This is a genomic window from Pseudomonas sp. AC463 (assembly GCF_979253585.1).
On the sequence record NZ_CEEDDZ010000484.1, the window covers coordinates 1 to 281 of the forward strand.

Here is a 281-nt window from a genome sequence, read left to right on the forward strand (position 1 = left end):
GCGCTCGACACCAGCGCGCTTTTCGCCGACCAGGTAGAGCACGCCGCCTGGCAGACGGGCAGCCAGAGCGTCGAGCAGGTAACCGGTCAGCTCGCGCGACTTGGGCAGAAACAGCACGGCAGAGTCGAAGCTGGCCTGCGGCGGGGTCACCCCAAAGCTGCTGCGCTCGGCGAAGCGAGTTTCGAGTCGGCCGTGGTCGCCTGCGTGCCAGCTCCAGCCAAGGGCTTGTGGCAGTTGCCCGAGCAGGTCATCGGCCGGGAGCCCCGCGAGCAGTATCGGGC

The 281-nt window shown here is 69.0% G+C and carries 1 pseudogene; it reads right to left on the minus strand.

Features of this window, described 5'->3' with window-relative positions:
- Positions 1-281: pseudogene (locus AC0IYH_RS31075) on the minus strand (16S rRNA methyltransferase); the annotation flags it as partial.